This window comes from Alkalibacter saccharofermentans DSM 14828, assembly GCF_900128885.1.
Classification (GTDB): Bacteria; Bacillota; Clostridia; order Eubacteriales; family Alkalibacteraceae; genus Alkalibacter; species Alkalibacter saccharofermentans.
In genome coordinates, this window is the sequence record NZ_FQTU01000009.1 from 1 (window position 1) to 24674 (window position 24674).

The following is a 24674-nucleotide window of genomic DNA, read 5'->3' on the forward strand; positions in this document are numbered from 1 at the left end:
GCACCACGGACACCGATGGTGTCCGAGTTCGTGGGCTTCGCCCAATATCTATCTCCCAGCTCATCGCATTTAAAGTGAACTTTATGCGCTGCCTGATCGATAGCTGCTGTTTCTCTGCTTTGCACGTAAAAAGGACCCTTTTAGCAAAGGATCCTTAGATTGCAGATGGTGCCGAAGGCGGGAGTCGAACCCGCACGAGTGTTACCTCACTACGCCCTGAACGTAGCGCGTCTGCCAATTCCACCACTTCGGCGATTACTAGGTCATAATAACATAAAAGCTGATAATATGAAAGAGTAATCGATATTGAAATAGATAAAAAAACTCAAAATTGAAGTTTTAGCATCACTAATAGTTTATAATGTAATTAGTATTAAATGGGGGGATAACAAAAATGGGAATAGAAAAATATTATATCGACAAGGACTCCTTAAAGGAATTTGATTCAAAGAGTGATCAGTTGATTGAGTTGATGAATAAATATATGAAGGACGATAATGATAGAAGAAATCTTATCGGAAATAATTCCATTGACGTGATGTACGACAATCACAGGCATCACGTCAATTTTATGAAATCTGTTTTTGTACTTAGAGATTCTAAGATGTTTAATGAAATTGTGGAGTGGGCATATTTTAGTTATACATCGAGAGGATTTGACCCAATATACTTTCATACAGCAATTCCTATGTGGATTAAAACCATCAAGGATACATTTTCGGAAGCAACGGCAAACCAGGTTATACCGTACTATAATGAGATTTTAAATATTATCGAAGGGATAGATGTAGATAAGATAACTCACGAAAAAGACCATTCGAAAGTGAAATCTTCGTGGAATAAATTCCAAAAGGATTTATACCAAATTTTAATTAAAGGTGATTTTAGACTTGCGGTGAAGTTGACAGAGACAGTGGTTAGCAATAGAGAAGATTTGAAAAGCACTTATTACGATGTGCTAAGGCCTGTAATGTATGAGATAGGTCTTTCTTGGGAGAAAGGGCTGATAACGACAGCCCAGGAACACTTAGCCACTTCAATTATTATAAGGTTGATGACGACCTTATACATGAAGTTTTTTGGATTAATAGATTATGCAAAGGGCAAATTTATAATGAGCGCGGCTCAAAACGAGTTTCACGAGGTAGGGGCAAGGATGATATCTGATTTATTGGAACTTGACGGGTGGGATGTGGAGTACTATGGCGCAAACACACCTGTTGACTCTCTTTATGAAAGACTAGTATCAGATAAGCCTGATATCTTGGGAATATCGGTGGCAATGCCCTTTAATTTGCCTAAAGTAATAGAGTTTATAGAAAGAATTAGAGAAGACGACAGACTGAACAGCATGAAAATCATGGTTGGCGGTTATGCAGTATCAAATATGAGCAGCAAAGAAATTATACCTGCCGATTTGGTGGTTGGAGGAACTGAAGATCCTATAGTGCTTGCTGGAGAGTGGTGGAATAAAAGATGGACTTCTTAAATCTATTCAAAGACGAAATACTGAATTATCTGAAAGGTGATTCTGAAATTCCTATTATCGTAATTAATTCAGAAGGTGAGATATTCTACGCGAATAATGCCTTTTATTCTCTTGTCTCAAATAGGGTGGAAGTAAAAGCAACACATGATATAAACGAAATTTTTACCGTAGTTGTGGAAGAAACAGCAAATTCAAAAGAAATTACCTTGATCCGTACTGACAAGCACAATTCTATAAAAATTACAGGTAAAACTATTCAAAAGGAAAAGAACATATTGGTTATTTTTGAAGACTATATCTTCAACGATGATTCAATAACGGAAAAGCTTACGACTATGAACATTGAAATGTCAAATATCACTAGAGAGCTGGCAAAAAAAAATGCAAAGCTGGAACAGGCAAATAAAAAAATAACTGAACTTCTTAACAAGGATTACCTGACCCAAGTGGGCAACCGCAAGTACTTCTACGAAAGGCTTGAGGCGATGATATCCTATTATAAAAGAACAAAAAATGGGAAGCTTGCGTTGGTTCTTTGCGATATTGACAACTTTAAGAATGTGAATGATACTTACGGCCACGACGTGGGAGATTTGGTCTTGGTTAATTTTGCCGGGGCATTAAAAGATAAACTTAGAAAAGAAGATGTGGTTGCAAGATTTGGAGGAGAGGAGTTTATCGTAATTTTAACTTGCAGCGATGAAGAAGATGTAAAAGAAGTGGCAGAACGACTAAGAAAACTAGTATCGAAGATAACTATTCCAGGTCACGATTTAACAGTGACAGCAAGTTTTGGAGCTACTGAATATCATTTTGAAGATACGGTGGACTCAATAATTAAAAGAGCTGATGAAGCGATGTATGAAGCCAAGGATAAAGGTAGAAATAATGTTGTATATAAAAGCAGGCTGGATGGAACAAAAAACAATTAATTGCGTCTAAATGTACGAGGGGGTCAAAGTGATGGGCATAAATGAATCTAATCTCATTAAGGATCTGAAAAAGGGCAAAAATGAAGCCTTTGAATTGATTGTAAAAGAGTATGGAAACAAAGTTTATAATCTAATTGTTAAAATGATTTCAGACAGAGAAGACGCAAGAGATTTAACTCAGGATGTATTTATAAGAGTTTATAATAATATTGATTTTTTCAGAGGTGAAAGCAGCTTCTATACATGGATATACTCAATTGCAGTTAATTGCTCCAAAGACTACTGGAGAAAGAAAAAAGAGTATTTTTCACTGGATAACATCCGAGAAATTTCAGATGGTGAGAATAAAACAGAGTCAACTGCTGAAACAAATGAGCTAAGGGCTATTATATTTGCTGAGATTTATAAGCTGGATACTGATCATAGGGAGGCAGTGATTCTAAGAGACGTAATGGGGTTTTCATATTCGGAAATTTCAGAGATTCTTGGGGTCTCCCAGGGGACGGTGAAATCAAGAATAAGCAGAGGCAGATATAAGTTAAGAAGTTGTCTCCAAAGTCTGAATGTTTATGAAGGAGGTAACAAAGATGGATCATGAAAGATATATAGACTTGATCAGCAGAGATGTTGACAAAGACTTGAGTGGGGATGAAAAAAAAGAGCTTGATCATCACTTGCAATCATGTGAAGAATGTAGCAGCTATTATCAAGATTTGATGGCAGATAAAGCGGTTTTAGATGGCATGGTGGTTCACGAGCTCAAAGATAAGGATAAAAAACAAATTGAAAACAATATGAAAAGCATTAAAAATAGAATGCCTAAAATGAAAAAATACCTTCCATATGCTGCCGGGCTTATAATAGTTTTGGCTATAGCAGGAACCACTCTTAGCAATCTATTTATGATGGGAAGAAGCGATGACTCAGCGTCAGACTCAGGAAGCGGATATCCCGGCTTCGAATCTCCGGAACAATGGGAGGGAGATGCGCCTCAAGAAGACATCGCTAGAGACAGCGACGGTGGGAATCAATCGGCTGCTGAAAACGTTGAAATCAGCAGAGAGTTCGATGTTTCAAAAATAGTCTATCGAGGGAATATCAGCCTTTATACTGAAGATTATAAAGAAACAGCGGACAGGATAAGCACATTAGTGCTTAGTCAAGGTGGATTCATTCAGGAGGCGAGCGCAAATTACTATGATGTGGCTGCCGAAAGAAGTGAAAAAGCGGGGTATATGATAGTCAGGGTGCCTTCTGAGGGATTTTCTGAAACGATGAAGGAAATAGAAAGCTATGGAGATGCGATGAGATCGGGCATTGCTTCTACAAATATAACACAACAGTACCAAGATATAGAGGGGGAACTGGACAGCTATTTAATTCAGGAAGAAAGGTTGCTTGATTATCTGTCACAGGCTGAGTCAATAAATGATATGCTGTCGATAGAGTCCGAGCTGACAAGAGTGCGCAGGGAAATAAACCATAGATCGACTATGCTAAAGAACTGGGATAAAGAAGTTGCATATTCTACAATTAATATCAATATCTATGAAAGGACATTGCCTACAAGCAAGGTTCAAACGCCGTTTGAAGACTTTGGGAGAAGAATCAGGGAAGCTTTTATACAGTCTGTTAACTATCTTCTGAAGCTGATAGTGGATGCATCTATAATGATTGTAAGGTTAATGCCATTTGCTGTAGTGGCACTTGGAACGGCTTATATTGTCAGAATTTTATTGAGTAAGTATAAAAAATAGATATTTTGAATCCTTCGCCTTGTGGGCGAAGGATTTTGAATATTATAAGCTTAAAATGTTATAATATGTGTTAAACTATAGTGGATATAAATTTAGAGAAGAGGGTGAATTATGGAACCAAAAAAAATGATTATAATTGACGGTTACAGTTTAATATACAGGACATTTTATGGAGTAAGGCCTATGGCAACTAAAGACGGCATTCCAACTAATGTTATTTTCGGCTTTGCAAATATTTTAATTAATATTCTAGAAAACTATAATCCGGATTATATAGGTGTTGCATTTGATGAGAAAAAGCCAACTTTCAGGCATGATTCTTACGAAAACTATAAAGCGGGAAGAATGCTCATGCCTGAGGACTTGGAGAAACAGATAGATTTAGTTATGGAAATGCTGGTGCTTATGGATATTAAAAAAATATCCCTGCCTGGCTATGAAGCGGATGATTTAATTGGCACAATCTCGAAATCTTGTTCAAAAAGTGGAATTGAAGTCGACATTTTGACAGGAGACCGAGACTCGTTCCAACTGATAGATCCAAATATAAAGGTGTTGTATACAAAAAAAGGCATCAGTGAAGTTGAGATATACGACGAAGGAAAGATAATGGATCAGTATGGAGTATCTCCCAGAGACCTTATAGATGTTAAGGGACTGATGGGGGATAAGTCAGACAATATACCGGGCGTAGCAGGTATTGGAGAAAAGACAGCCATAAAGTTGATAAAAGAGTATGGTGATATAGAGGGCGTTTATGCCAATATCCACGAAATAAAAGGCAAAATGCAGGAGAAGCTTCTGAATGATAAGGAAAATGCTTTTTTAAGTAGGCACTTGGCAGAAATAGTTACCCATGTGCCTCTGGAGTTCAATATCGGAGAATATGAAACGTTGAATTATAAATCTAAAGAAGTCGTTGATTTTTTTGAAAGGCTTGAGTGCTTCTCAATAGTTGCAAAAATTGCAGGAAGTGATTCCCCTAATCAGGAAAATGAAAAAATAAATACCAATAAAATTACAGAAGTTACAGATAACAAGCTGCTGCAAGAGGCAATAACTGTAATGAAAAAAGCCAGAGAGATTTATATTGCATACGTTGCGGAAAGAGATTATGAAAGTTTTTTAAAAGCGATTGCAGTATCAGTTGAAGGCAATTGTTATTATATTTCGTCAAATATATTCGGTGAAGATCAAATTGCCCAGAACATTAAGGAAGTGTTTGAATCAGAGAACATTAAAAAAATAGGTCATGACTTTAAAAGGCTCTATTCATGGGCGTTAAAACAAGGCATTAATCTTCAAGGTGTCGAATTTGATGCTTATTTAGCCGCTTATCTTATAGATCCTTCCGATAACAGATACAAAATGAATGATCTGGCATCGAAGTATTTAAACAAAGAAATAATCTCAGATGAGGAGCTGTACGGAAAAGGAAAATCAAAAAAAACCTTTGATAGTTTGGAACGAGAAATCGCAATGACTACGATGTGTACTCATGCGGATTTGATGGAGGACTTAAGGAGGCTCTTAGCCCCCCAGATTGAGGAGTACGCAATGGCAAGCCTATACAAAGACATCGAACTGCCGCTGACAGAAGTATTGGCTTTTTTCGAACATGAAGGCTTCAGAATTGATTTGGAAGAGTTAGACAGGCTGGATGTGGAATTTGACGAAAAGCTGGGGAACCTTAAAAAAGAAATTTATTCTTTATCGGGACAAGAGTTCAATATAAACTCGCCAAAACAATTGGGTGAAGTGTTATTTGAGAAGTTGATGCTACCTGTGGTTAAAAAGACTAAGACAGGATACTCAACAGATGCTGAAGTTTTGGAGAAGCTAAAAGGAAAGCATCCGGTTATTACCCACATCTTAGACTATAGGACTGTATCCAAACTCAGCTCGACATATGTCAAAGGATTCAAGCAGATAATTAACTTCAAAACTGAGAAGATACATTCAACGTTCAACCAGGCATTGACCACCACGGGAAGAATCAGCAGTTCAGATCCAAATCTGCAAAATATACCTGTAAAGATAGAGATAGGAAAAAAAATCAGGAAAGTATTTATTCCTTCGAAAAAAGATCAAGTATTGATCGATGCGGATTACTCACAGATTGAATTGAGAATCTTGGCCCATATTTCCGGTGACGAAACTCTCATAAGTTCATTTATAAATGAGGAAGACATACACACAAGAACTGCATCTGAAATTTTTGGAGTGGAAATAGAAGATGTCACATCAACTCAGAGGGTATATGCTAAAGCCATAAACTTCGGACTTATTTACGGAAAACAAGCATATGGCTTATCCCAAGATCTGGGGATATCCAGAAAAGAGGCACAAGATTATATAGACAGGTATTTCGGAAGATATCCCAAGGTGGAGGATTATATGAAAAATATCGTTAAAGAAGCTAAGGACAAAGGATTCGTGACAACATTGTTTGGCAGAAGAAGATACCTTCCAGAGATACATTCACGAAACGCTATGATTGCAAAAAGCGGAGAAAGACTTGCTTTGAATACGCCAATTCAAGGAAGCGCAGCGGATATAATTAAAATTGCTATGATTGACGTATACAGAGAGCTTAAGACAAAAAAATCAGATGCCAAATTAATATTGACTGTGCATGATGAGCTGGTGATCGATTGTCCCCTGGAAGAAGTTGATGAAGTGAAAGCAATAGTAAAAGATAAAATGGAAGGAGCAGCCAGTTTGAAAGTTCCCATGACAGTGGAAATATCTCAGGGAGAAAACTGGTATCAAGCAAAATAGGGCAATGAAAGAAATAAATATTACAAAGAACGAAGAAAATCAAAGACTGGACAGGTTTATGGGTAAGTTGTTGAAGCAAGCTGGTAAGGGGTTTGTACTCAAATCCATTCGCAAAAAATATATAAAAGTAAACGGAAAAAAAACATCACCTTCTTACAGGCTGGAAGAAGGTGATGTTGTCAGCATTTATCTCGCTGAAGCCACTGTGGATAAATTCTCGGTAAAAGACGGGGATTATTTGGGAAAAAATTGCGAACAAGATATAATCAGTGATAATGATGTCCTGTATGAAGACGAAAATTTATTGGCAATAAATAAAAAGACAGGGACCTTAACTCATGGGGATCAAAATGGCGTTGTAGAAATGGCTAAGAGGTATCTTGTTAATAGAGGCGATTATGATCCGAAAAAGGAAATAACATTTGCACCAGCGTGCTGCAATCGCCTTGACAAGAACACCAGCGGTATAATTTTAATTGCTAAAAACAACAAGACTTTGATGGAGACTAATAAAAAAATTGCCGACCACAAGATAAAAAAAATTTACTTGGCATTTATCGATGGCTGCATAAAAGATGCTATGGATTTAAAAGGTTATATTCTAAAAGACAATCGATTGAACAAATCTCAGATTTTTGAGACTTATGTGGAAGGATCAAAATACGTAGAGACTATAGTAAAACCCATTAAGATGGGACAAGACTTCACCTTGGCTGAAATAGAATTGGTAACTGGAAGATCACATCAAATCAGAGCTCACTTAAGCTATATAAAAAAGCCAATAGTTGGAGATATGAAATATGGCAACAGGAAAACTAACGATTATTTTTATAAAAAATATAAAATAGAAGGTCAGATGCTGCATAATAGCAAAGTGGTTATAGATGATTACTTCAGTTCGGGGAAAAGTTTGAAAATCTCAGCACCATTTCCTGATAAATATGTGAAAATAATAAATGATTCATTAGGAGAGTGATATAATGCCTTACTGGAACAGCAGGGGACTCAGAGGCAGTACTCTTGAAGAATTTGTAAACCTAACAAATGAAGAATATTTGCGATGTGGGCTTGCAGTAATTCAGAAGCTGCCCACGTCCATTAAGCCGATAAAACTGGATAAGCAAAAAGGCGTGATTACATTAGCATATTTCGATCAGAAAAGTACAGTCGATTATATGGGGAATATTCAGGGGATTCCAGTTTGCTTCGATGTAAAAGAAACCAGCAGGGACAGTCTCCCCATCTCCAACATCCACGGTCATCAGATCGAATTCATGGAGCAATTTGCAAAGCAAAGTGGACTATCATATATTATAGTGTTTTTTTCAAAGATTGATAGATATTTTTTGATACCCTTTGAAGATATAAAGTATTACTGGGACAAGTCTAGGCATGGCGGAAGAAAGTCAATTTCATGGAAAGTCTTGGACACCCAATTCGAAATAAAAAGGGAAGGAGTATTTCTACTCCATTACCTACAAGCGGTAAATGCATATCTGAACAAAATTAAAGAAGATGAACATAAATAACGAAGCGGAGTTGAAGCAATGAAAGAAGTAATAATATATACCGACGGAGGCTGCAGGGGGAATGATTCTTCAATAGACAATGTTGGTGGAATTGGTGCCGTGCTGATGTACCCATCTAAGGGATATGTTAAAGAAGTCAAGGAAGGATTTAAAAATACTACAAACAACCAAATGGAGCTTTTAGCAGTAATAACTGGCCTAAAGCTGCTAAAGGAAAAATGCAAGGTAAAAATTTACAGTGACTCCGCTTATGTCGTTAATGCATTCAATCAAAATTGGGTTGATTCATGGAAGAAAAAGAATTGGACAAGGGGAAAAAGTGGCGAGCTGAAAAACAGAGAGCTTTGGATTGAATTATATGAGCTGGTATCAAAACACGATGTGGAGTTTATAAAGGTGAAAGGACATAGCGACAATACTTATAATAACCGAGCTGACCAGCTTGTTAATGAAGCTATGGATGAAATATCATAAAGAAAGTGACGATCAAATATGGATAAAAAGTCATTAAGGGAACAAATCATCAACAAGAGAACTGGATTTGACAGCAACTATGTAAAAAATATAAGCAAGAGGATTTTCGGTACTATTAAAAAGATGGATATCTATCAAAAAAGCGATGTAATAATGATCTATGTTAGTTTCATGAATGAAATAAACACTCATGATTTCATAATTGATGCATTAAAGGAAGGCAAAACTGTTATAACTCCAATATGCAACAATGAGAATAAAACTTTGATCCTGGCGAAAACATTTGAATTTCCAAAGGGGTTTAAAAAAACTAAATACGGAATTCTTGAGATACCAAAAACTAAAGCGGTTGTGGTTGATATTAAGGACATTGATTTAATAATTACACCGGGACTGGCATTTACTTGGTCAGGTAAGAGACTAGGCTATGGCGGGGGTTTTTATGACAGGCTTTTGTCTGAAAAAAGAAGTGATACTTCAACGGTTTGTCCGGCTTATAAGGAATTTGTGCTTAATGACCTTCCTACCGACGAACACGATGTTGGAGTTGATTATCTAGTAACCGACGAAGAGATAATCAAATGTTAAGAAGAACCGAACGTGTATATACAAGGATGTACAAAGTTGGTATAATAAACAAGTATAAGACTCCTCAATATTAAAAATGTAATGGAGACAAAAATGAATATGAAAAATTTTCTAAATAAGTTATTGTTGGTGCTATAAAAAATCACGTATATCAAGTTTGCTTGACAGAAATGTTCAAAAGGCTCTAATAGGAGTCTTTTTTTAGGGAACTATATTCAATTGACAAAATATACATTTAAATCATAGAATAATATTTGTAGCAGTTAAACGATATCAATAACAAGAATTAAGAAAATACAATAATTTATAGGATTTTTAATAAGCTGTTTTGGGGGTTAAAGGATGAATGAAGCACTTATAAAGGCAATTACAGATTTAAACGAGGACAAAGTTAAAAAGATGGTCAAAGAAGAATTAAAAAAAGGAGTCACGCCTGAGGAGATACTTGCTGTTTTTCAAAGGGGGATGGATAACGTAGGGAATCTTTATGAAGAAAGTGAATATTTCATTGCTGATCTTATAATGGCGGGAATTATTTTTCGTGAAATACTTGATTTAGAAGAAATGAAGTTTGACAAAAGTATAATTCAAAAAAATTCTATAGGAGATATCGTGCTGGGAACCGTCAAAGGAGATCTTCATGATATAGGAAAGGATATATTCGCTGATATTGCCACTTCAGCAGGGTTTGTCATACATGACTTGGGTGTCGATGTGGATCCTGTTAATTTTGTGCAGAAAATAAGGGAAACAAATGCAAAAATAGTTGGAATGAGCGGAGTATTGTCTTTGGCGATAAGCAGCATGAAGGAGACTGTAGATGCCATTGAAAAAGCGGGACTGAGAAACAATGTGAAGATAATAGCAGGAGGAAATTTATTGAACGAAGATGCCTACCAATACATAGGGGCAGATGCATTTGCCAATAATGCCACGGAAGGTCTGAAGATGTGTAAAAAATGGATGAATAAAGATAGATGAGGAGATAAAAAATGGGATCACCGATTTACTTAACAATCGTAGAAAATATTAAAACCAAGATAAATTCAGGGGAGATAAAGCCAGGAGATATGATAAAATCCGAAAACGCTCTTTGTGAAGAATACGATGTAAGTAGGATGACCGTGAGAAAAAGTCTAACCGTATTAGCAAGTGAAGGTTATATATACTCTGTTCCCGGGAAAGGAAATTTTGTCAATGAACCAAACCAAGACAAATATATCCTTTACTTCAACGAGATGAATTCCATAGAGGGGAGCATTGAGGATACTCAGTTATTGGATGTAAATATTGTGAAGCCGACCCTTGAGATAATCTTCAATCTTCAGATTCCGGAAAATAAGAGAGTTGTGCTAATAAGAAGAGTCTTTATAAATGAAGGAAATCCGGTGGCATATGACATTAAATATATTCCATACTATAGAGGGATGCCCATCGTGGAAAAAGAGATACACTACGCAACATTTCCGGAGATAGTCTCCAAAAAAAAATCGTTGTTTGCAATAAATAAAGAACTTAAAATAAAAGTTCAAAAGCCTGATGGAAAATTAAAAGGGATTTTAGGCATCGAAGATACCGAACCGGTAATGGTCATAGAGCAGAAGCTCCTGGACGAGGGAAACAAACCCATTGGATGGGGGATTACATATTTCAAGGGAGATTTTTTTCAACTGCAGGCAGTTTCTTCATTTGTAGACAAGTCGAATATAATATATTAGACATTTGTTATGCTGCAATGTGAGATTACCCTAAATTGTCAAGTACACCCCAAAAGTTATAAAATATTTTTGAGGTGTGCTTTTTATTTTATAAGTCTATCTAGAATCTGAGTCAATTCTTTGATCTTTGCATCTTCGTTACCTTCTTTGATTGCTTCTTTGACGCAGTGTTTAATATGGTTGTCAAGCACATCTAGGTTGGTTTTTTTAAGCAAGCCTTGTACGGCTATAATCTGATTTGATATGTCGATGCAGTACCTGCCATCTTCAAGCATTTTTATGATTCCGTCTATTTGACCTTTTGCAGTTTTTAATAAATTGATTTGGTACATTTTATCGTGAGACATATTAACCTCCTTAAGTTCCAATCCGCATCCCCTGTGTGGGGGGGTAAAGACATTGTATCAATTATTGATGTATTATGTCAAGAAATTTGAAACTTTGCCCAATATGGAGGTTGAATTATTTTATATGTTGAAAAAAAAATCAATATTGTATAGAATATAATTTGATAATCAAAGTATTTGGAGGAATCAAATGGATGAAGTCAAATCGATATTAAACAACGCCTTAGTTCTTTTATTCAATCTGGTGTTAAAGTCAGAAGAAAAATTTTTACGAGAAGTGGGATGCAAAGATTTGTCTATAAACGAGATTCACGTCATAGATGCAATTGGAAAAAAAGAAGATCAAACTATGGGTTGGGTGGCAGGAGAGCTCAACGTCACTTTAGGTACTTTGACAAAGGCAATAAATAACTTGGAGAAAAAAGAGTACGTCAAAAGAAAGCGAAGCACCAAGGACAGAAGAGTTGTCTTTTTAGCACTTACAGATGAAGGCAGGAAAATATTCAGTTTGCATCAAGAGTTTCACGACAACATGATAAATGAGATTGTCGAGAACTTAAGTAAATCTGAAGAGAGGGCTTTAATGAAAGGTTTAAATAATCTAATAGATTATTTCATGACAAATTATAACAATTAGAGGGGTGGTTCAAAATGGGTATTAGAATAGTAACAGACAGTGCTAGTGATCTTAATGTAGATATTGAAAAAAAGTTTGGCATCAAAGTCGTACCCTTGACGGTGAATTTTGGTAAAGAGGAAAGCTACAAGGATAGGTATGAAATTACATCGGATGAGTTCTTCGAAAAACTAAAGAGCACTACTCAAAATCCGTTTACATCTCAGGTTAATCCAGCAGAATTCGAGGAGGTCTTCAATGAAATATTAGATCAAGGTGATGATATCATCGGGATGTTTTTATCTTCTGAATTAAGCGGCACTTTCAACTCAGCAGTCATCGCCAAAGAATCATTGGAGGACAAGGGAAAGAGGATTCACTTAATTGACTCCAGATCAGTTAGCTTGGGACTGTCGCTTCTGGTTTATGAAGCAGCCCTAAAAGCAGCTGAAGGCAAGCCGGCAGCTGATGTTGTAGAGCATATAGAGGCCATAAAGGGAAAAGTGGAATCTGCTATTGTTATTGATACGCTTGAATACTTGAAAAGGGGAGGCAGGCTTACAGCGGGAGCTGCATTTATTGGAGGCATGCTACAGCTAAAACCAATTTTGGAGCTTAAGGATGGTAAGTTGGTCCCTAAAGACAAAGTCAGGGGTAGAAAAAAAGCCCTTAAGTGGATCAAGGACTGGTTGGGAAGCAATAACTACGACCTGACAGACAAAACAGTTTATCTCGTGCATGCTTCAGAAGAAGGATATCTTAATGAGCTTAAAGAGCTGTTAGAGGGAACCTTAAAACCTAAGGAGATAATAGAATCACAGGTTGGAGCCATAGTTGGAACACACTCGGGACCAGGAGCGATAGGTATCAGTTTTATCAATAGTTAACATCAATAAATTGCAGTATATCCTTGTATACTGACACATTATCGATTTCATTTATTATTTCATGGCGCATATTGCTATAAACAATAGTGTCTACACTGCCCTGTTTTACGACAGGGCTTATTTTTTGGCATAAAATATCAATATCTTTTCCGGATCTGCCTACGGGGTCTTCAGACCCTGATATTATTAGCAGTCTGGTTGAGGCATTAATTTTATTTAAGTTTGTGTCCTTATTGCAATAGAGAGTTCCCTCGATAAGATCTTTATAAAATTGTGAGCTGCATACAAATCCACAGAGTGGATCGCGGATATATTTATCAACCTTTTCAGCGTCGCAGGTAAGCCAATCAAATTTGGTTTTATAGCCGGTCACTGATTTGGCGTAGCTTCCAAATATAAGCTTGTCCATCAGCTGGGATGGCTTTTTAGGTTCCGCCATTTTGCAGGCGACATTAGACAGCAGCCTTGCCAGGTGCAATTTATAGCGCGGAAGTCCTGCCGTCGTTCCTGAGAGCACAGCTTTGTCAATTCTCGAATCTAAGTATTTGATAAGATAGCTTCTTACAAGCAATGAACCCATGCTGTGCCCCAAAAGGCATATTTTATCTGCCTCTTCCTGTTTTTGTACGTAGTCGATTAAAGCTTTGATATCATCGATGCATAGAAACCATCCGTTTTCACTGGCGAACCATCCGGGGGTAGCGAGACGGGCATCTTCCCCATGACCTCGAAGATCCATAGAGTATACTTGATATCCCATTGAATTTAAAAAAAATGCAAAGTCCTCATATCGCAGAGCATGTTCTGCCATGCCGTGTATTATAACTACAGATCCTTTGATTTTATTCTCGGTAGACCATTTATATCCGGATAGTTTGTAATTGTCTTTACTAGTTAGATTGAAGGTAGAAAACATATATAATCCTCCTTGGTTGTTTGATATAATACAATTATATCATTAAAAAGAATTATAATTAAAGATTTGAACCAATGGGTATCAAGATATTATATGCAAAATTAATAATACATCAGGAGGTCGATGATTTGAAGAAAATTGGTATTATTGCCAATCCCAATTCAGGGAAAGATATACGGAGATTGTTTTCTTATGCAATAACAATTGGTAACAATGAAAAAGCCAATATGGTAGAAAGGATGATACTGGGAGCTCAAGACTTAGGTGTCGAAAAAATCTATATTATGCCGGATCCCTACAACATTGGTTCTACAATAAGAAGTACACTTGAATTAAACGAAGAGCTGAAAGCCGAAGTTGAGGTTTTAGATATTTTCTTAAAGAATAACTGGGAAGATACGGTAAGGGCGGCGGAAAAAATGGAGTCTCTCAAGGTTGATTGCATCATTGTTTTGGGAGGAGATGGCACAAGCAGGCTTTTAGGCAAGACGCATACTCAGGTTCCAATAATATCTGTTTCCACAGGGACTAATAATGTATATCCGGAGTTCCTAGAGGGAACCGTTGCAGGGATGGCTGCTGCTGCGTATTGTCAATTTGGAGAAAATTCTGCATATGTCAATATAGATAAGGCAATAGACATATATGTCAATGGAAGTCATGAGGATGTAGCTTTGGTGGATGCTGCAATAACAGACAACAGGTTTGTGGGGAGCAGGGCCTTGTGGGATATAAATGAGATCAGGGAAGTTATTGTCACCAGATCCCATCCATCTGCGATAGGGTTTTCATCAGCTATCGGAGTAGATACTATTTGTTATCCTGAAGATGATTTCGGTTTTAGGATGTCTATGAAAGGAGAAGATAAAAGGTTGCTTGTTCCTTTCAGCCCAGGGAAAATGACTGCAATAAGCGTGGGGAATCCAATAAAGATGTCCCTTGATCAGATGTATGTTTATAAATCTGACCATAAAGGAACCTTGGCACTTGATGGTGAAAGAACAGTTGTGTTTTCGGAAGGTGATACACTTGGATTTGTGATTCGAAGACACGGACCTAAAAGAATAGACGTTAAAAAAGTATTGGAGCATGCAGTGAAGAAGGGTTTTTTTCAAAAAAACAGGTAAGGAATACAAAATTAAAAAGGCGAGTTAATTCTCGCCTTAGTTTTAATAAAACTCAAAATCTAGTTTTCCCAAACCTATTTCAATGTCCATTTCAATTTTATTCTCAGCTGAGTCGAAGTTATCAGATACATAGGTATTGTCTTGTCTCGACAAACCTAGGCTGTCTATGTTTGTGGAGTTAAGGGCGCCTTTAAAGCTTATTTTCACAGCGGAACTTTCTGGTATATGAATCTCAATTTCAGAAACTCCGGCATTTAGCTTTAAATTCTGATTACTAGCATTGTTTCCTAAGGTCAAAGCTAGTTTTCCAGCACCAATACTTACGTCAATATTTTCCGAGGCTATTTCCGACAGGTCCATGCTTCCATCAACAGCTCCGCAGTTGACTTTTAAATCCCAAGGCACTGTATTGTTTATAAAAACATCCAAAGTGTTGTTTGAAACCCCGCCTATGTTCATCAAATCGCCGCTGTTTCTTATGTTGGCTGCGGTATGTGTTCCGCTATCGGTTACATCGATTCTCAGATTTTCAATGTTAGAATCTACTTCGATCAGATTGTCGAATTCAATGGCCGTTACCGTAAATCTAGTTGCACCTATATTCAAGTTCAAGTTGCCCTTTTGGTCCTCTGAGCTTAAGGGATAATAGCGATTGTCTTGTATGTTATTTCTATTGTCTGTTATATTTCCGTCGATGTTATTGGAAAAGGGATTGCCGTATTGTAAAAAAAACGCATAACCTATTATCACAAGGAAAAAAACCAGCCACAGGGCTCTGTCTGCAGTTTTATTGTTCAATATCAATCCAGCTCCGGCTACTACAATAATTAAAGGCCAGAGCTTCCAAAATGCGTTGAACAGGTATCTTACCGAGAAATCGAAAAGGTTGATGTTGTTCAAAAACCATAGGCCTCCTACTATAATAAGTATAATTCCTAAAAAGATGTTTTTGTTCTTCACTTGTTTTTGCCCCTTTCTTTAAAGACCAATGCAAAGCCCAGTAATATCAAAAGGCCTGACCAGATAATATCCATGTCAAAGAAAAATCTGAAATTTCTAAATAGAAGCAACAACCCGGCTGCTATCAAGATTGTTCCAATTACCTTCTTTTGATTTTCGTCATTTTCAACAGCTTCGCCATTCTTGGATTCATCAATAATTCCGTCGATTTCATCTTCATATGGAAGTATAAAAGCGGCTATGAGGTATAGCAGTACTCCGCTTCCGTAGAACAGAGCGGCTATCGCCCATAGGATCCTGATTATGGAAGCATCTATCTGCATGTATTTAGCTACTCCTCCGCAAACACCTAGTATCATTTTGTCTTTTCTTGATTTAAATAATCTTGAATTCATTTAACTCCCTCCATTCCATGATTTTAATATAAACCATTAAGATTAGAGATTCATTAAATACAAATTATCTGGAAATTAATATTGGATTGGCACATATCAGATGTCATTGATATAATGTTACTAATAGGAGAAAAGGGGGAGCCGGATGAAAAGCTTGCAAAATCTGATAGTGTACAGATGCATATTGAAAAATAAGATAATTATGTCGTATATGAAAATGCTAGAATCAAAATCCAAGAAAAAGGCTCTAAAGCATTACTTTAAGCTCCAAAATATGCTCTTAGAACACTTTGAAGGACTAGCGGGACGTGATTTGTGGAAAATGTTTCTTCTTCAGCTAGTCAGTGAAGATGAAAATATTTTTTCTAGGCTTTGTGAAAGAGGAAGCGATATACCTGAGGGTCTATATAAAATTGTACTCGAGGATTTAGATATAGTGCTAGCTAATACGAAATTCGATTGGAAGCTATTAGAAAGAGAACTGGGCATGGAAGGCATCACTATAAATTCCGTTCTAGAAGGAAGTTGCAGTTATTGGGAAAATGACAAATTTAGGACTGGAGAGTATTTTAGAAAATTATACAGCGAAAAGGGGAGAGGGATCTATCAAAATAATCACGTATTTAAGATTGGAGATAATAATCTATTAAAACCTGTTGTAAACTATGACAAGGTCGAGTTTAAAGATTTAATTGGTTACGAGAGTCAGATAAAAACCCTAAGAGAAAACACGGAGTCTTTCTTAAGGGGAGAACGATCCAACAATGTTTTGCTTTATGGAGATAGAGGTACGGGGAAATCTTCTTCCGTGAAGGCGCTATTAAACGAATATAAGCATGAAGGTTTAAGGGTTATTGAAATGAAGAAAGATCAGTTTAAATTATTCCCATCTATAATAGAAACAGTAAGGGATAGGATGCATAAATTTATAGTGTTTATAGATGATCTTTCTTTTGAGGATTTTGAAACAGAATATAAGGTCTTAAAAGCGGTGCTGGAAGGCAGCTTCGAAACGAAACCTGACAACTTGTTGATATATGTAACATCCAACCGAAGACATCTAATAAAAGAAAAGTTCTCTGAAAGAGACGGAGACATCCACGGCAATGAGACGGTAAGTGAAAAGTTGTCGTTATTCGATAGATTTGGAATAACTATTTACTATAATCAGCCAAATGACGAATTGTACACCACAATGGTCAAGACTATGGCTCATAAGAGCCAAATAGATTTGTCGGAAAGGGAATTGATGCAGATTGCCAATGAATGGAAAATTGCAAGAGCGTCAAAATCAGGTAGGAGCGCCAGACAGCTTGTGGACAAGCTGCCCAAAAAAAGCAGGCAAGAATAGCCTTGGCAATGTTAATGGCATGACATAAAAACCTGTTTTCAATTAAAGTATTATGAAAGTTTTACACAGTTATTTTAATGTGTTAAAATGGATTAAAAATATAGAAAAAGGTGATTTGAATGAAATATGAATTCGTACATACTTGTATAAGAGTCAAGAACTTGGAGGCTTCCGTTGAATTTTATGAAAATGCGTTAGGATTGAAGATAGTAAAAAAGAAGGATTTTCCGGAGCATGGATTCACTCTTGTATACCTGGCGGATGAAGATAACAACCATGAAATCGAGCTGACTTATAACTACGACAGAGAAGAGCCTTATACTATAGGAGACGGATACAGCCACATTGCAATGGTAGTGGAGGATTTAGAGGGGTCACATAAAACTCATGAAGAAAAAGGGTATAAAGTGACAAAACTCAGCGGGCTTCCAGGATCGCCTGCAAAATTTTATTTCATAACAGATCCAGACGGATATCGGATAGAGATTATAAGAAAATAAATTAAAAGTTTACATCTTGTATAATCATTTATTCAGATGTTTCTGTTATAATAGTGGATAAAATCGACTATGGAAAAGAGATGGGAAGATGAAGCATATCAATAAGTCCAAAAAACTTGAAAACGTATGTTATGACATACGAGGACCGGTAATGGAACAAAGTGCGATCATGGAAAGCAATGGAGAAAATATAATTAAGCTGAATATTGGAAATCCAGCCCCTTTTGACCTGTTCGCACCGGATGAGATAATCCATGATGTAAGAATAAACTTAAAGAGCGCCGAAGGGTACTGTGACTCAAAGGGAATATTCCCTGCAAGGAAGGCTATAATGCAGCATTATCAAAACAAAAATGTTATGGATATTTCATTGGATGATATATACATAGGTAATGGAGTCAGTGAGTTGATAACCATGTCCATGCAGGCTCTATTGGATTTCGGAGACGAAATCTTGGTACCTGCACCGGATTATCCTTTATGGACTGCTTCAGTAAATTTGGCAGGTGGCAGACCGGTTCATTATATTTGCGATGAAGAAGCGGACTGGTATCCGGATATCGAGGACATCAAATCAAAAATTACAGAAAAAACCAAGGGAATAGTAATTATAAATCCAAACAATCCAACAGGGGCTGTTTATTCAAAGGAGCTACTGGAACAGATTGCCAAGATTGCCCACGAACACAAGATAGTAGTTTTTGCCGATGAAATTTATGACAAGATAACATACGATGGTATTGTTTCAACTCCGATGTCCACACTTGTTCACGATGTATTATGCATCACATTCAACGGGCTTTCAAAATCTCACAGGATAGCTGGATTCAGAGTCGGGTGGATGGTTTTGACAGGCAATAAAATGAGCGCAGTTGATTATATTGAAGGACTTAACATGCTTTCATCTATGAGGCTATGTTCGAATGTGCCTGCTCAATATGCAATACAAACAGCTTTGGGGGGATATCAAAGCATCAACGACTTGATAAAGCCTGGTGGACGACTGTTGGCTCAGAGGGACTATCTTTATGAAAGATTGAACTCTATAGAGGGTATTAGCTGTACTAAGCCAAAAGGAGCATTTTACGCCTTCCCCAAAATAGATGTTGAGAAATTTGGAATTGATGACGACATGCAGTTTGCGTTGGATTTCTTACAAAGCAAAAAAGTCTTGGTCGTTCAAGGAACAGGCTTTAACTGGAAAAAACCGGACCACTTCAGAATTGTTTTCTTGCCCGTACTGGAAGAATTAAAAACAGCTTTGGACAGATTGGAAGATTTCTTAAAGGAATACAAGCAGAAAAAATGATCTAGGACCCTTACTTGAAAGGGTCCTTTTTGCGTGCAAAGCTGAGAAACAGCATCAACCTGGCAACCAAATGGGGTTAAAGCTTGATTTAAAGACGTTTGTTTGCCAGGTTGATATTGGGCGAAGCCCACGAACTCGGGCACCGAAGGTGTCCGTGGTGCTGATTCTTGCATAATATGACAGGGTTAATAAACATCTAGGCAGCGCATAAAGTTCACTTTAAATGCGATGAACTGCCAGGTTGATATTGGGCGAAGCCCACGAACTCGGACACCGAAGGTGTCCGTGGTGCTGATTCTTGCATAATATGACAGGGTTAATAAACATCTAGGCAGCGCATAAAGTTCACTTTAAATGCGATGAACTGCCAGGTTGATATTGGGCGAAGCCCACGAACTCGGGCACCGAAGGTGTCCGTGGTGCTGATTCTTGCATAATATGACAGGGTTAATATGACAGAGTTAATAAACATCTAGGCAGCGCATAAAGTTCACTTTAAATGCGATGAACTGCCAGGTTGATATTGGGCGAAGCCCACGAACTCGGACAGCGAAGGTGTCCGAGGTGCTGATTCTTATGTAGAACCATGGGGTTAAAGCTTGCTTTTGATAGCAATCAGTTGGAAAGCAGAAAGTGGAAAGGGTGAATATTAGTCTTCTGAATTTATTAACATTTTCCCTGACCAACAAACTGATCAACTTTCCGACGGTGTCCGAGGTGCTGATTCTTATTTAGTTATTGGCCGTTAGTCGTTAGAGTTTTGGTGTTCCTTTGATATCATGATGCGAATTTATGAGAGTGTAATGACAATATGTGGTAAATAGTTTGACGTTTCTGAAATAAAGAGTATAATAATGTATTAGATTAAGAACAAAACTTAAAGTTTAGAGGATGTGTGCTTATGAATGAATTAGAGTTCGTTTTAAATAAGATCATTGATATGGATACGAGAGCAAAGGATGTCAAAAACGAGGCAGAGGAAAAGCAGAAATTCATTGAAGAAGCAACAAAAGAAAAAATTAAAGAAATAGAAAACAGCATGCTTGATGAATCCAAAAATAAATTGGACAGAATACATTTAGAAGAAATGAATAATGCCAGACTGGAAGCAAAAAAGATTCTAGACGAAGCTGATGTGAAATGTGAAAAAATAGAAGCAGCTTATAGCAAGTCTAAGATAGCACTTAGAGACAGGATAGTGAAAGAAATATTAAATGGGAGCAAACTCAGATGATAGGGTCAAAACAATTGGATTCTGCCAGCGCCAAAATAGGCGGGATGAAATCTTACATGTTGTCACTGGATGATTTCAAGAGTATGATGGGCCAGCCAGATGTGAGGGGCATATTTGATTATCTGAATGACCATACGGAGTACAAGAGTGTTTTATGGGATATGAAGGGGCAAAAGGTCCACAGAGGTGATATCGAAAGGGCACTGTACAAACACAACGTATTATCTCTTGAGAAACTCTTGCATTATTTGAATGAACCATATAAAGGTTTTATGAAGAGCTATATGAAAAAATACGAAACTGAAGATTTGAAGCTGGTCATAGAATATATTGCCGGCAGAAGCTCGTTAACAAATATCGAAAGTCACATACTTTCCAGAGATTCGTTCTCGAAACTTGATTTTAATGAGCTTTTAAGCCAAGATTCATTGGCCAAGCTGATGGATAAATTGAGTGACACGCCCTACTATGATATCCTTATTCCATATGTAAATCACATCGATTTAAAATTCAGTTTTTATGTTGAGATGGTTCTTGACAGGTATTATTTTCGTCAGCTTGCTGCAGCAGGCAAAAAGCTCCCCGATTCAAAAAACAATCCTGTAATGGAGTTGATAGGCAGAAACATAGATCTTTTCAATCTTGAATGGATTTACAGGGCGATGAAATTTTACGATATGTCCAAGGAAGAAATTTTAAATTTTGTATTGGATGGAGGACATAAATACAACTTCTTTAAAATAAAGGATATGGTTTATAATTTGACGCCTTCCAAGTTCAGAGACTACTTTAAAGACAGCGAATACGGTTTTTTATTTAGTCATGGAGATGACACGGATCTTTATATGGAAAGAAGGATCGAACGATACCTTTATTATAAAAGCTTGTCGCTGTATCGTGAACATGTGCTGGAGTTTGGCAGAATAATGGGATTTGTACTTCTTTTAGAATTTGAAGTAAAAGATATAATATCCCTTGTTGAGTGTATACGGTACAAGCTTTCCCCTGCAGAGACGTCCAAGTATTTAATACGAACAATTGAGGTGGTGGAGTAGATGGCTATAGAAAAACTGGTGATGATGAACGTCGTGGGTAAAAATGAATATATCGATTCATTTGTCAAAGAGATACTTTTTATGGAAAACGTTCAAATAGTGGACGCTTACAACGAAATAGACAACTTCAGGTTCACCATCAACGTTACTGAAAAAAACATCAAAGAAATACTGGGTTTTTCATCCTTGGAATCGGGCATTAAATTTGGAAGCAGTGATGAGTTTGTCAAAAAACTTGGTTTGATCAGGGAGATATTTGGTGATGAGTTTAAAATTGACAAAAGATATCTAAAGGGAGACATAGACATCGATCAAGTGGTAAAATCCGTTTATCAAATATATAATGTCCTCCACAAAAAGCATAAGATACTAAAGCTTTATCAGGAAGATATAAGTCAAATCGACCAAAGTATCAAGGCTTACGGATTTCTGGAATCTGCAGGGGTTGCCATGAAAGATATAAACAATATGGAATACTTCAATTATGTTTTGGGAACTTTAAGCAAGGAAAATGTCCAAAGGCTTAAAAGAAACTACGGCAACATTACTGCAATAGTCGTTCATGTGGGAAGCGATGATGATGATGAGGTGTACTTGGTAATATCTCCCAAAGACTTGGAAAGAGAAACAAACAGGTTGCTTAGGTCGTTAAGCTTTAAAACCATAGAAGGTCTAAAGCCGGAGTACCCAAAAAGACCAGAGGAGATAATAAAATGGCTGGTTAAAAAAAGAGGAGATTTCCAGGAAAAAGTGGATATCTTAGAAAATGAAATTGAAAAAATCAAGGAACGGTTCAGAGAAGAAAGCAATTACGCATATAATGTTTTTAATCTGTATAAGAGAATCGAGGAAATAAAGAAGTTAATGGCCTTCAGCGAAGAGAATTTCTATTTCTCGGGCTGGATACCAAGTAAGATGAAAAACCATATCGTAGAAGAACTTTCGCAGTTTGAAGATATAATAATAATGTTCAACGAGGATGTAAATGACCCGGGCATGAGCCCCCCGACGAAACTAAAAAACAACTGGATGTTCAAGCCATTTGAATTCATGATTAAAATGTACGGTATGCCTTCTTATAAAGAGCTGGATCCAACACCGTTTTTGAGCTTGACGTATCTGGTATTTTTCGGCTTCATGTTCGGAGATTTGGGGCAGGGCTTTGTACTCTTTCTATTAGGGCTTTTGATTCGTCTTAAAGGTATAAAGCTTGGTGGAATCATAGAAAGGCTTGGAATAACGTCGATGGTATTTGGCCTCGTATATGGAAGCATATTTGGCTTTGAAACACTGATACCAGCGCTTTGGGTTAAGCCTTTTCACCATATTAATACCATCTTGATTACAGCAATCATAATCGGTGTGGCTTTTCTACTGGTAGGATACGCATACGGAATGATAAATAGCTTCAAGGCAGGCAACTATTCAAATTTTGCCTTGGGTAAAAATGGTATTACAGGCACGGTTCTATATATCAGTATTCTTATGATAGCTATAGCGTCCTTAACCGGGAACAGAATCATGTCGATGAAATTGCTGGTATCAATAGTTGTTGCTGCAATAGTGATACTTTTTCTAAAAGAAAGTATATCAAAATGGGTGAAATTAAAAAATGCTGATAATGAAGACCACGAAGAAGCCAGTGTCGTGGAGAGGGTGTTTGAGATATTTGAAATACTGCTTAGCATTGTCAGCAATACCCTTTCATTTATAAGGGTAGGGGCATTTGCACTCAACCATGTAGGCCTTTTTATCGCTTTCGAGTCGCTGGCAATGCTCATCGATAGCGGTATCGGCAGCGTAGCGATTTATATATTGGGAAATATATTCATAATAGGACTCGAAGGCTTGATAGTGGGAATTCAGGTTTTGAGGCTTGAGTATTATGAGCTTTTCAGCAAGTACTTTGAAGGCGGCGGAATCGAATTCGATCCGGCTAAATTATAATTGACTAGGAGGAAACAAAATGTTGAATTTTATTTTGTACAGTGCGGTAATAATAATATTTGCAACTATTTCAGCAGGTGTTTATTATCTTAAAAAGGGTTGTGTTGAAAATAGAAAGTTGAAGAAGTTTTTACAGATGAATTTATCATTGTTCATTCCGATGATGATGGGGGCTGTATTAATATTGATTCCAGATGTAGTCCGCGCTTCCGAGGGTGCTGACAGCAATGCAGGGCTTGGATATCTGGGGGCTGCTCTAGCGACAGGACTGGCTTGCCTAGGAAGTGGTGTAGCCGTTGGAAATGTTGGATCAGCCGCGCTGGGAGCAATATCGGAAGATGAAAAAATGCTGGGAAAAACGCTTATATATGTGGGTCTGGCTGAAGGGATTGCCATATATGGGTTGGTTATTTCCATCATGATTCTTGGGGCACTTTAGGTAATCGAAATGAAATCATATCTTATAAGCGATAACAGGGATACATATGTAGGTCTTAGACTTGCAGGCATAGAAGGTGCATATGTCCAGAACATTGAATCTGCAAAGGCTGTTTTTTTGGATGCGGCAAGTAAAGATTATGGAATTATTCTTTTGACTGAAAAGATCTATCACAGGATAAAAGAGGAAGTGATACTCCATAAAGAAAAAAACGACCTTCCGCTTATAACTGTCATACCGGATAGGCACGGATATGACAATAACAAGGAAAAAATAACAAACTATATAAAGGAATCCATCGGATTGTGACAGGAGGAGAACCC

The 24674-nt window shown here is 37.1% G+C and carries 26 protein-coding genes and 1 tRNA gene; 22 read left to right on the forward strand and 5 right to left on the reverse strand.

Annotated features, from left to right (window positions below; translation table 11 throughout):
- Positions 1 to 166: 166 nt before the first annotated feature.
- A tRNA-Leu gene (locus BUB93_RS07045) sits at positions 167 to 253 on the reverse strand.
- A gap of 141 nt (positions 254 to 394) precedes the next feature.
- On the opposite strand from BUB93_RS07045, the gene BUB93_RS07050 reads away from it, so the two are divergent.
- The 11 genes from BUB93_RS07050 to BUB93_RS07100 all read left to right on the forward strand — a co-directional run bounded on the left by BUB93_RS07050 (position 395) and on the right by BUB93_RS07100 (position 11268).
- A complete protein-coding gene (locus BUB93_RS07050; RefSeq protein WP_073270562.1) occupies positions 395 to 1489 on the forward strand; it encodes a cobalamin B12-binding domain-containing protein in 1095 nt (364 codons plus the stop codon).
- Complete coding sequence (locus tag BUB93_RS07055) at positions 1477 to 2421, forward strand: GGDEF domain-containing protein (protein WP_073270564.1); 945 nt, start codon at positions 1477 to 1479, stop codon at positions 2419 to 2421. The genes BUB93_RS07050 and BUB93_RS07055 overlap by 13 nt, the downstream gene beginning before the upstream one ends.
- Positions 2422 to 2452: 31 nt before the next feature.
- Positions 2453 to 3019, forward strand: coding sequence for an RNA polymerase sigma factor (locus BUB93_RS07060; protein WP_159432070.1), 567 nt, complete (start codon positions 2453 to 2455; stop codon positions 3017 to 3019).
- Positions 3009 to 4178: a DUF4349 domain-containing protein gene (locus tag BUB93_RS07065; RefSeq protein ID WP_073270566.1), complete on the forward strand. Its 1170-nt coding sequence runs from the start codon at positions 3009 to 3011 to the stop codon at positions 4176 to 4178. Before BUB93_RS07060 ends, BUB93_RS07065 begins: the two co-directional genes overlap by 11 nt.
- 111 nt (positions 4179 to 4289) lie before the next feature.
- The gene (gene polA, locus BUB93_RS07070; protein WP_073270569.1) at positions 4290 to 6959 is read left to right on the forward strand and encodes a DNA polymerase I; all 2670 of its coding nucleotides are present in this window, start codon (positions 4290 to 4292) and stop codon (positions 6957 to 6959) included.
- A 4-nt stretch (positions 6960 to 6963) separates the two neighbouring features.
- A complete protein-coding gene (locus tag BUB93_RS07075; RefSeq protein ID WP_073270571.1) occupies positions 6964 to 7935 on the forward strand; it encodes an RluA family pseudouridine synthase in 972 nt (323 codons plus the stop codon).
- 4 nt (positions 7936 to 7939) lie between these two features.
- Positions 7940 to 8488 (forward strand): Holliday junction resolvase RecU, encoded by a 549-nt coding sequence (locus BUB93_RS07080; RefSeq protein WP_073270573.1) that lies wholly within the window; start codon positions 7940 to 7942, stop codon positions 8486 to 8488.
- A gap of 18 nt (positions 8489 to 8506) precedes the next feature.
- Positions 8507 to 8962 carry a ribonuclease HI gene (gene rnhA / locus BUB93_RS07085; protein ID WP_073270575.1) on the forward strand — a complete coding sequence of 152 codons (456 nt, stop codon included), beginning with the start codon at positions 8507 to 8509 and terminating at the stop codon, positions 8960 to 8962.
- A gap of 18 nt (positions 8963 to 8980) precedes the next feature.
- On the forward strand, positions 8981 to 9550 hold the full coding sequence (locus BUB93_RS07090) for a 5-formyltetrahydrofolate cyclo-ligase (RefSeq protein ID WP_073270576.1): 570 nt from the start codon (positions 8981 to 8983) through the stop codon (positions 9548 to 9550).
- 342 nt (positions 9551 to 9892) lie between these two features.
- Entirely contained in the window at positions 9893 to 10531 is a 639-nt protein-coding gene (locus BUB93_RS07095; protein WP_073270578.1) for a cobalamin B12-binding domain-containing protein, read from the forward strand.
- An 11-nt stretch (positions 10532 to 10542) separates the two neighbouring features.
- Positions 10543 to 11268, forward strand: coding sequence for a GntR family transcriptional regulator (locus BUB93_RS07100; RefSeq protein ID WP_073270580.1), 726 nt, complete (start codon positions 10543 to 10545; stop codon positions 11266 to 11268).
- An 83-nt stretch (positions 11269 to 11351) separates the two neighbouring features.
- Here the strand turns inward: BUB93_RS07100 and BUB93_RS07105 are convergent, their stop codons facing one another.
- Positions 11352 to 11615, reverse strand: a complete 264-nt coding sequence (locus tag BUB93_RS07105; RefSeq protein WP_073270582.1) for a metal-sensing transcriptional repressor — start codon at positions 11613 to 11615, stop codon at positions 11352 to 11354.
- Between the two features lie 190 nt (positions 11616 to 11805).
- Here BUB93_RS07105 and BUB93_RS07110 point away from each other — a divergent pair, with 190 nt between their 5' ends.
- Positions 11806 to 12252 carry a MarR family winged helix-turn-helix transcriptional regulator gene (locus BUB93_RS07110; protein WP_073270584.1) on the forward strand — a complete coding sequence of 149 codons (447 nt, stop codon included), beginning with the start codon at positions 11806 to 11808 and terminating at the stop codon, positions 12250 to 12252.
- A gap of 14 nt (positions 12253 to 12266) precedes the next feature.
- The gene (locus BUB93_RS07115; protein ID WP_073270585.1) at positions 12267 to 13118 is read left to right on the forward strand and encodes a DegV family protein; all 852 of its coding nucleotides are present in this window, start codon (positions 12267 to 12269) and stop codon (positions 13116 to 13118) included.
- Here BUB93_RS07115 and BUB93_RS07120 read toward each other — a convergent pair.
- Entirely contained in the window at positions 13108 to 14034 is a 927-nt protein-coding gene (locus BUB93_RS07120; RefSeq protein WP_073270587.1) for an alpha/beta fold hydrolase, read from the reverse strand. The genes BUB93_RS07115 and BUB93_RS07120 overlap by 11 nt on opposite strands.
- Before the next feature lie 128 nt (positions 14035 to 14162).
- On the opposite strand from BUB93_RS07120, the gene BUB93_RS07125 reads away from it, so the two are divergent.
- Complete coding sequence (locus BUB93_RS07125) at positions 14163 to 15161, forward strand: NAD(+)/NADH kinase (RefSeq protein WP_073270589.1); 999 nt, start codon at positions 14163 to 14165, stop codon at positions 15159 to 15161.
- A 42-nt stretch (positions 15162 to 15203) separates the two neighbouring features.
- Here the strand turns inward: BUB93_RS07125 and BUB93_RS07130 are convergent, their stop codons facing one another.
- On the reverse strand, positions 15204 to 16121 hold the full coding sequence (locus BUB93_RS07130) for a LiaI-LiaF-like domain-containing protein (protein ID WP_073270591.1): 918 nt from the start codon (positions 16119 to 16121) through the stop codon (positions 15204 to 15206).
- Entirely contained in the window at positions 16118 to 16516 is a 399-nt protein-coding gene (locus BUB93_RS07135; RefSeq protein ID WP_073270593.1) for a PspC domain-containing protein, read from the reverse strand. The genes BUB93_RS07130 and BUB93_RS07135 overlap by 4 nt, the downstream gene beginning before the upstream one ends.
- Before the next feature lie 145 nt (positions 16517 to 16661).
- Between BUB93_RS07135 and BUB93_RS07140 the strand changes: the two genes are divergently transcribed.
- The 8 genes from BUB93_RS07140 (at position 16662) to BUB93_RS07175 (ending at position 24660) form a co-directional block, all read left to right on the forward strand.
- Positions 16662 to 17867 (forward strand): ATP-binding protein, encoded by a 1206-nt coding sequence (locus BUB93_RS07140; protein ID WP_073270594.1) that lies wholly within the window; start codon positions 16662 to 16664, stop codon positions 17865 to 17867.
- A gap of 119 nt (positions 17868 to 17986) precedes the next feature.
- A complete protein-coding gene (gene gloA, locus BUB93_RS07145; protein WP_073270596.1) occupies positions 17987 to 18367 on the forward strand; it encodes a lactoylglutathione lyase in 381 nt (126 codons plus the stop codon).
- 88 nt (positions 18368 to 18455) lie between these two features.
- Positions 18456 to 19676 (forward strand): pyridoxal phosphate-dependent aminotransferase, encoded by a 1221-nt coding sequence (locus tag BUB93_RS07150; protein WP_073270598.1) that lies wholly within the window; start codon positions 18456 to 18458, stop codon positions 19674 to 19676.
- Between the two features lie 901 nt (positions 19677 to 20577).
- Positions 20578 to 20910, forward strand: coding sequence for a V-type ATP synthase subunit E family protein (locus BUB93_RS07155; RefSeq protein ID WP_073270600.1), 333 nt, complete (start codon positions 20578 to 20580; stop codon positions 20908 to 20910).
- Positions 20907 to 21965, forward strand: a complete 1059-nt coding sequence (locus tag BUB93_RS07160; RefSeq protein WP_073270602.1) for a V-type ATPase subunit — start codon at positions 20907 to 20909, stop codon at positions 21963 to 21965. Before BUB93_RS07155 ends, BUB93_RS07160 begins: the two co-directional genes overlap by 4 nt.
- Positions 21966 to 23912, forward strand: a complete 1947-nt coding sequence (locus tag BUB93_RS07165) for a V-type ATP synthase subunit I (protein ID WP_073270603.1) — start codon at positions 21966 to 21968, stop codon at positions 23910 to 23912. It abuts the gene before it with no gap.
- Positions 23913 to 23931: 19 nt separating this feature from the next.
- A complete protein-coding gene (locus BUB93_RS07170; RefSeq protein WP_073270605.1) occupies positions 23932 to 24351 on the forward strand; it encodes an ATP synthase subunit C in 420 nt (139 codons plus the stop codon).
- 9 nt (positions 24352 to 24360) lie between these two features.
- The gene (locus tag BUB93_RS07175) at positions 24361 to 24660 is read left to right on the forward strand and encodes a V-type ATP synthase subunit F (RefSeq protein ID WP_073270607.1); all 300 of its coding nucleotides are present in this window, start codon (positions 24361 to 24363) and stop codon (positions 24658 to 24660) included.
- Positions 24661 to 24674 lie beyond the last annotated feature (14 nt).

Excerpts from the sequence above, each read along its gene's own strand:
- BUB93_RS07050 (WP_073270562.1), top strand. The coding sequence starts at position 395 with ATGGGAATAGAAAAATATTATATCGACAAGGACTCCTTAAAGGAATTT.
- BUB93_RS07055 (WP_073270564.1), top strand. The coding sequence starts at position 1,477 with ATGGACTTCTTAAATCTATTCAAAGACGAAATACTGAATTATCTGAAA.
- BUB93_RS07060 (WP_159432070.1), top strand. The coding sequence starts at position 2,453 with ATGGGCATAAATGAATCTAATCTCATTAAGGATCTGAAAAAGGGCAAA.
- BUB93_RS07065 (WP_073270566.1), top strand. The coding sequence starts at position 3,009 with ATGGATCATGAAAGATATATAGACTTGATCAGCAGAGATGTTGACAAA.
- polA (WP_073270569.1), top strand. The coding sequence starts at position 4,290 with ATGGAACCAAAAAAAATGATTATAATTGACGGTTACAGTTTAATATAC.
- BUB93_RS07075 (WP_073270571.1), top strand. The coding sequence starts at position 6,964 with ATGAAAGAAATAAATATTACAAAGAACGAAGAAAATCAAAGACTGGAC.
- BUB93_RS07080 (WP_073270573.1), top strand. The coding sequence starts at position 7,940 with ATGCCTTACTGGAACAGCAGGGGACTCAGAGGCAGTACTCTTGAAGAA.
- rnhA (WP_073270575.1), top strand. The coding sequence starts at position 8,507 with ATGAAAGAAGTAATAATATATACCGACGGAGGCTGCAGGGGGAATGAT.
- BUB93_RS07090 (WP_073270576.1), top strand. The coding sequence starts at position 8,981 with ATGGATAAAAAGTCATTAAGGGAACAAATCATCAACAAGAGAACTGGA.
- BUB93_RS07095 (WP_073270578.1), top strand. The coding sequence starts at position 9,893 with ATGAATGAAGCACTTATAAAGGCAATTACAGATTTAAACGAGGACAAA.
- BUB93_RS07100 (WP_073270580.1), top strand. The coding sequence starts at position 10,543 with ATGGGATCACCGATTTACTTAACAATCGTAGAAAATATTAAAACCAAG.
- BUB93_RS07105 (WP_073270582.1), bottom strand. The coding sequence starts at position 11,615 with ATGTCTCACGATAAAATGTACCAAATCAATTTATTAAAAACTGCAAAA.
- BUB93_RS07110 (WP_073270584.1), top strand. The coding sequence starts at position 11,806 with ATGGATGAAGTCAAATCGATATTAAACAACGCCTTAGTTCTTTTATTC.
- BUB93_RS07115 (WP_073270585.1), top strand. The coding sequence starts at position 12,267 with ATGGGTATTAGAATAGTAACAGACAGTGCTAGTGATCTTAATGTAGAT.
- BUB93_RS07120 (WP_073270587.1), bottom strand. The coding sequence starts at position 14,034 with ATGTTTTCTACCTTCAATCTAACTAGTAAAGACAATTACAAACTATCC.
- BUB93_RS07135 (WP_073270593.1), bottom strand. The coding sequence starts at position 16,516 with ATGAATTCAAGATTATTTAAATCAAGAAAAGACAAAATGATACTAGGT.
- BUB93_RS07140 (WP_073270594.1), top strand. The coding sequence starts at position 16,662 with ATGAAAAGCTTGCAAAATCTGATAGTGTACAGATGCATATTGAAAAAT.
- gloA (WP_073270596.1), top strand. The coding sequence starts at position 17,987 with ATGAAATATGAATTCGTACATACTTGTATAAGAGTCAAGAACTTGGAG.
- BUB93_RS07150 (WP_073270598.1), top strand. The coding sequence starts at position 18,456 with ATGAAGCATATCAATAAGTCCAAAAAACTTGAAAACGTATGTTATGAC.
- BUB93_RS07155 (WP_073270600.1), top strand. The coding sequence starts at position 20,578 with ATGAATGAATTAGAGTTCGTTTTAAATAAGATCATTGATATGGATACG.
- BUB93_RS07160 (WP_073270602.1), top strand. The coding sequence starts at position 20,907 with ATGATAGGGTCAAAACAATTGGATTCTGCCAGCGCCAAAATAGGCGGG.
- BUB93_RS07165 (WP_073270603.1), top strand. The coding sequence starts at position 21,966 with ATGGCTATAGAAAAACTGGTGATGATGAACGTCGTGGGTAAAAATGAA.
- BUB93_RS07170 (WP_073270605.1), top strand. The coding sequence starts at position 23,932 with ATGTTGAATTTTATTTTGTACAGTGCGGTAATAATAATATTTGCAACT.
- BUB93_RS07175 (WP_073270607.1), top strand. The coding sequence starts at position 24,361 with ATGAAATCATATCTTATAAGCGATAACAGGGATACATATGTAGGTCTT.